The 4954-nt window shown below is 41.0% G+C and carries 8 protein-coding genes and 1 pseudogene; 4 read left to right on the forward strand and 5 right to left on the reverse strand.

Going from position 1 to position 4954, the window contains the following annotated elements:
* Window positions 1-16 precede the first annotated feature (16 nt).
* Window positions 17-157: pseudogene (locus B4J23_RS11945) on the forward strand (MFS transporter); the annotation flags it as partial.
* 91 nt (window positions 158-248) lie between these two features.
* Here B4J23_RS11945 and B4J23_RS11950 read toward each other — a convergent pair.
* The 3 genes from B4J23_RS11950 to B4J23_RS11960 form a co-directional block, all read right to left on the reverse strand.
* On the reverse strand, window positions 249-671 hold the full coding sequence (locus B4J23_RS11950) for a YqaA family protein (RefSeq protein WP_291360886.1): 423 nt from the start codon (window positions 669-671) through the stop codon (window positions 249-251).
* A 7-nt stretch (window positions 672-678) separates the two neighbouring features.
* Window positions 679-969 (reverse strand): hypothetical protein, encoded by a 291-nt coding sequence (locus B4J23_RS11955; protein WP_291360888.1) that lies wholly within the window; start codon window positions 967-969, stop codon window positions 679-681.
* Window positions 970-1041: 72 nt separating this feature from the next.
* The gene (locus B4J23_RS11960) at window positions 1042-1662 is read right to left on the reverse strand and encodes a glutathione S-transferase N-terminal domain-containing protein (protein ID WP_291360890.1); all 621 of its coding nucleotides are present in this window, start codon (window positions 1660-1662) and stop codon (window positions 1042-1044) included.
* A gap of 310 nt (window positions 1663-1972) precedes the next feature.
* On the opposite strand from B4J23_RS11960, the gene B4J23_RS11965 reads away from it, so the two are divergent.
* The 3 genes from B4J23_RS11965 to B4J23_RS11975 all read left to right on the forward strand — a co-directional run bounded on the left by B4J23_RS11965 (window position 1973) and on the right by B4J23_RS11975 (window position 3646).
* The gene (locus B4J23_RS11965; protein WP_291360892.1) at window positions 1973-2437 is read left to right on the forward strand and encodes an Hsp20 family protein; all 465 of its coding nucleotides are present in this window, start codon (window positions 1973-1975) and stop codon (window positions 2435-2437) included.
* 99 nt (window positions 2438-2536) lie between these two features.
* Window positions 2537-3088, forward strand: coding sequence for a hypothetical protein (locus B4J23_RS11970; RefSeq protein WP_291360894.1), 552 nt, complete (start codon window positions 2537-2539; stop codon window positions 3086-3088).
* Between the two features lie 162 nt (window positions 3089-3250).
* Window positions 3251-3646, forward strand: coding sequence for a hypothetical protein (locus tag B4J23_RS11975; RefSeq protein WP_291360896.1), 396 nt, complete (start codon window positions 3251-3253; stop codon window positions 3644-3646).
* A gap of 63 nt (window positions 3647-3709) precedes the next feature.
* Here the strand turns inward: B4J23_RS11975 and infC are convergent, their stop codons facing one another.
* Window positions 3710-4258, reverse strand: coding sequence for a translation initiation factor IF-3 (infC, locus tag B4J23_RS11980; protein WP_081402664.1), 549 nt, complete (start codon window positions 4256-4258; stop codon window positions 3710-3712).
* Between the two features lie 5 nt (window positions 4259-4263).
* Window positions 4264-4954 (reverse strand): threonine--tRNA ligase (locus tag B4J23_RS11985; RefSeq protein ID WP_291360898.1); only part of this gene is annotated, 691 nt, incomplete at its 5' end.

The following is a 4954-nucleotide window of genomic DNA, read 5'->3' on the forward strand; positions in this document are numbered from 1 at the left end:
TTAACATGCTGCGTAATCTGGTCTGGTTGCGAAATATATGGGAACCATTATGGCTACAGTGTTTGGTGGCAGCATGACCCTACTGGTGGTTGCCATCAGCTGGGCGAGAACCAAGGATCTGTTTGGAATTGATATTACCAAAGGGACTGAAAAATAATTTTTAGTTCTGATGCACGTAGGATCTTTAATCAGGAAAATCCTGCGCACTAATAATGAATACAAATAAAAAGAGGCTTTATGCCTCTTTTTTAAAACATCGCATACGCCCAATAGACAAACAGATAACGTCCAATTTTGGCAATACTGACTATCAAGATAAAACGGGTAAAATTTTCCTTGAGCAAGCCGGCAATTAACGTAATTGGATCGCCAATAATCGGCACCCAGCTCAGCAATAATGACCAATAGCCATATTTCTGATAGGTACTTTGGGCTTTAAGCATCTGCTGCTCAGAGACTGGAAACCATTTTTTATGCTTATATTGCTCAATCTTGAACCCCAGATACCAGTTCACACAGGAACCCAATATATTTCCAGCACTTGCGATCATGATAAGTAAGGCCGCCGAATAGTCCCCTTGCCATAATAAACCTAGCAAAACCGCTTCCGACTGCAACGGTAATAAAGTCGCTGCACCAAAAGCGGCAAGAAAGAGCAGAAACAGAGACATCCCGAGACTAGCGGCTTAAGCCCAGTTTTTTCTTGGCTTTAAGATATTCCCAATTGGACCAGACTATAGCCATAACCATGACCAAAATACGTGACCATTGATATTTCTGGGTGATCGGTTCAAGCGCTGCATTTAAAATCTGGCGATCTTTGGTATTCAAGGTGCTGATCACCTGATCCACATGCACAATTTCAGCAATGAACAGCAGCAGACAGGCTGCGATACCGAAAATAATACTCCAGTAAATTCGAGGATTCGTTTCCACGATTTTAGTAAAGTTCAGGAAAAAATCTTTCATACACTCACCCAATAAAAAACCACCCAAAGGTGGTTTAATCTACTTTTATCTAGTTTAGCACAAAGGCCAAACTTATCTGACCTGTATTGCTAATGCTCTTTGAACCGCTGGACGTGCAGTCAGGCGTGTCACATATTCCTGTACTTCCGGATAATCTGCCAGATCAATCTGCTGCCATTCATGACGTAACACCCATGGCAAAATAGCCATATCTGCAATCGAATACTCACCGGCTACAAATTTTTGACCAATCAGCTGTTTGTTCAGAACCCCGTATAGACGTTTGGTTTCATTGACATAGCGATCAGTGGCATATGGGATACGCTCAGGAGCAAAACGGCTAAAATGATGATTCTGCCCCAGCATCGGACCCAAACCGCCCATTTGCCACATTAGCCATTGCTCAACTTCAACACGTTGCTGCTCATCATCCGGATAAAACAGGCCAGTTTTACGACCCAGATATTGCAGAATCGCGCCAGATTCAAAGACTGAAATCGGTTCGCCACGCGGGCCATCCTGATCCACAATCGCAGGAATTTTATTGTTTGGAGAGATACGTAAAAAATCAGGTTGAAACTGGTCATTTTCCAGAATATTGATCGGGAAAATTTTATATTCCAAGCCCATTTCTTCTAATGCGATGGTAATTTTATGGCCATTGGGCGTTCCCCAATAATAGAGATCAATCATGTTATTACCTGTTACCTTTTCGTTTTTACATGACATTATTGAAATTTGATCTAGTTATAGCATGATTTAAAGCCCTACTTCCGCATATTTTGTTATCGATTCAGCAGTAAAATTGCTAAATTTAAAGCATTATTTTTAGCTCAAGATAGGTTCAAATATTTTTAAATCTTGAGTCTTGAAAAGCTTCGCCTCAATCTTATATTAGAAATAGAGCAATGATCTATTCAGGAGATTGTTTCTAATCACTGAGTTCATATTGAAGAATTGCATGTTGTTTACAAAACTTTTCTGAGATCAGGAGGTAAGATCAATGAGCAATTTAAGTCTTAGCCCACTATTCCGTCGTAGTATCGGTTTTGACCGCTTTAATGACCTTTTTGATTATGCAATGCAAAGTGAGGCACCGAACTATCCGCATTACAACATTGAAAAAACCGGCGACAACAATTACCGGATTGTAGTTTCTGCTGCCGGATTCAATGAAGACCAGTTAGAGATCAATCTGGAAAATCAGGTTCTGACCATTAGCGGTAAAGCGGTGGAAGAAAATTCAGATACTACTGTAGAATTCCTACATAAAGGCATCGCCCACCGTTCATTCAAACTGTCTTTACGTCTGGATGAACATGTAGAGGTACAACAAGCTGAATTTGAAAATGGTTTACTGAAAATTGAATTGCAGCGCAATGTGCCAGAAGAAAAATTGCCTCGTCAGATTCCGATTGGCAAAAAACTGTTAGCTGAAAAAAATGAGTCTAACGAGCAACAAAGCTAATCCCCCGCCAAAAGAAAGACCCGAACGGGTCTTTCTTTTTTAGGACAAAATCCTTAAGCTTGAAAGTGTTCAATTTTCACTCCTTATAAAAATAATAATATGAACACATCAGACATTATTCTGTTTCATCAAAGTGCCCAGACGATGAAACATATGGGACTTCTTCTTCTTTGCTATCCCATTGGGATTTTGATGACCTTGTACCTTCATACTCCAGATCCTCCTTCCAGTTTTGTTCGAGGATTGGTATTTTTATGGCAGGAGTCCCCAAGCTTTTATGGCTATATACTGGGTTTCCTAATGCTATCGCTCTTGGTATATAGCATTAAACTAAAAATCACCTCGCGGACAATTTATTATACTTTGGCAGGATACCGGATCAGCCTGTGTTTATATCGTGAAGCCGTCCATTATAGCTTTATCAATCCTCAATATGATTCACTTAAAGCTCGTACCAAACGCTGGCTAACCAGACTTCCCGCTCATCAAATTAATCAGCGGGATGGCACTCTCGATTTTATTCTTTACCAACCCAACTGGCGCAACAGGTTCTTTTTAAGATTATTTCGGATTCATTTGTCGATGTTTTCCCGCCAGCAAGCCAAGGAAATTATTCAAGCCATGTACAGTGCTTGGAATTTAAGATCATAAAGGCTGATTCAAAAATAATTTTAATCATGTAGTTTAATAGTGGGAACTTTTCCCTATAACTACATATATTTGATTAACATAAAATTTCGGCTATGCTTTTTCTGAAACAGAATAAAACATTCAATAAATACCATAGATAAAAAAATCTGCCGTAGGTGCACTATGAATTATGTCCGTCGCAACGCCCTGAGTCCATTCATGCTATTGGGCTTGCTGTTCTTTTTATTGATTGTCATTTTACTGCTACTGTTTGGCTGGCCACATTATAAAGTTTGGAAACAAGGCATGGATGGTCAGGCAGCATTGGCTGAAGCAGAACAATCCAAAATGATTCAAGTGCAAGTTGCAAAAGCGGAACTGGAAAGTGCCAAACTGCGCGCAGAAGCCATTAAACTCGTTGGGCAGGCAGCTAAAGATTATCCTGAATATCGCAAGCAGGAATTTATTGGTGCATTTGGTGAAGCCCTACGTGAAGGTCGTATTCAACAAATAATTTATGTACTCACTGAGGCCAATATTCCGATTGTAGAAGCAGGAAAATCCTACCCTGCTCAATAAAAGATTAAGTTACCTCATAAAAAAAAGCCCTGCAAATGCAGGGCTTTTTTCATCAAGAGATGCTTACTTTTTCTTTTTAGGACCAAGCAGCATACCCATTTGACGACCTTCCATTTTTGGCGCTTGTTCAACTACACCATATTCAACGACGTCTGCTTCAACTTTTTGCAGTTGAGCCAGACCCAGTTGTTGGTGAGCCATTTCACGACCACGGAAACGCAGGGTAATTTTTACCTTGTTTCCTTCTTCAAGGAATTTGATGATTGCACGTAGTTTTACGTTGTAATCACCTACATCTGTCGCAGGACGTAGCTTGATTTCTTTCACCTGGACTTGATGCTGTTTTTTCTTCGCTTCTTTCTGCTTTTGTTTCAGATCAAACAAATGCTTGTTGAAGTCCATGATTTTGCAGACAGGTGGCTCAGCATTGGCTACGATCTCAACAAGATCAAGATCGGCAGCTTCAGCTGCACGCAATGCTTCTGCAAGGTTAACAATACCTTTTTGCTCACCATTTTCGTCTACAAGACGGACTTCTTTTGCACGAATTTCATCATTCAAGGCAGGACGGTTTGATTTTCCGCCCTGTTGATTACGGTCAGGCTGTTTAATCGCTGTTACTCCACAATGTACCGGCCGCGTTCGGCTACGGCTGCTTTTACTAAGTCAACGAAAGCGTCGATTGACATAGTACCCAAATTTTTTCCTGAGCGGGTACGGACATTCACAGTACCTTCCTCTACCTCACGGTCCCCAAGTACCAATAAGTAAGGAATACGCTCTAAAGTACGTTCACGAATCTTAAAGCCGATTTTCTCATTTCTCAAGTCAGAAATTACACGAATTCCGTTTTCTTTAAGTTTCGCGACGACTGACTCACAAGCCTCAGCTTGAGCATCAGTAATATTCATTACACACGCTTGCAGTGGTGATAACCAAGGTGGCATAAAGCCTGCGTAGTGTTCAATCAGTATACCAATAAAACGTTCGAAACTGCCAAGAATTGCACGGTGCAACATCACAGGCTGATCACGATCGTTGTCTTCAGTGACATAAGAGGCATCCAGACGTTCTGGAAGGTTGAAGTCACATTGAATGGTACCGCACTGCCAGATTCGGCCTAAGCAGTCTTTCAATGAGAATTCGATCTTCGGACCGTAGAATGCACCTTCACCTGGCTGTAAATCCCAATCCAGGCCAGCAGCATCTAAAGCATCTGCCAAAGATTTTTCTGCCATATCCCAAAGTGCATCATCACCCACCCGTTTTTCAGGACGAGTCGATAATTTCATTTGTACTTCTTCGAAG

It is taken from the genome of Acinetobacter sp. UBA3025 (assembly GCF_002367915.1).
In the GTDB taxonomy this organism is placed as follows: domain Bacteria; phylum Pseudomonadota; class Gammaproteobacteria; order Pseudomonadales; family Moraxellaceae; genus Acinetobacter.

Coding starts and splice junctions, on each gene's coding strand:
- B4J23_RS11965 (WP_291360892.1), top strand. CDS start 1,973: ATGAGCAATTTAAGTCTTAGCCCACTATTCCGTCGTAGTATCGGTTTT.
- B4J23_RS11975 (WP_291360896.1), top strand. CDS start 3,251: ATGAATTATGTCCGTCGCAACGCCCTGAGTCCATTCATGCTATTGGGC.
- B4J23_RS11960 (WP_291360890.1), bottom strand. CDS start 1,662: ATGATTGATCTCTATTATTGGGGAACGCCCAATGGCCATAAAATTACC.
- B4J23_RS11970 (WP_291360894.1), top strand. CDS start 2,537: ATGAACACATCAGACATTATTCTGTTTCATCAAAGTGCCCAGACGATG.
- B4J23_RS11955 (WP_291360888.1), bottom strand. CDS start 969: ATGAAAGATTTTTTCCTGAACTTTACTAAAATCGTGGAAACGAATCCT.
- B4J23_RS11950 (WP_291360886.1), bottom strand. CDS start 671: ATGTCTCTGTTTCTGCTCTTTCTTGCCGCTTTTGGTGCAGCGACTTTA.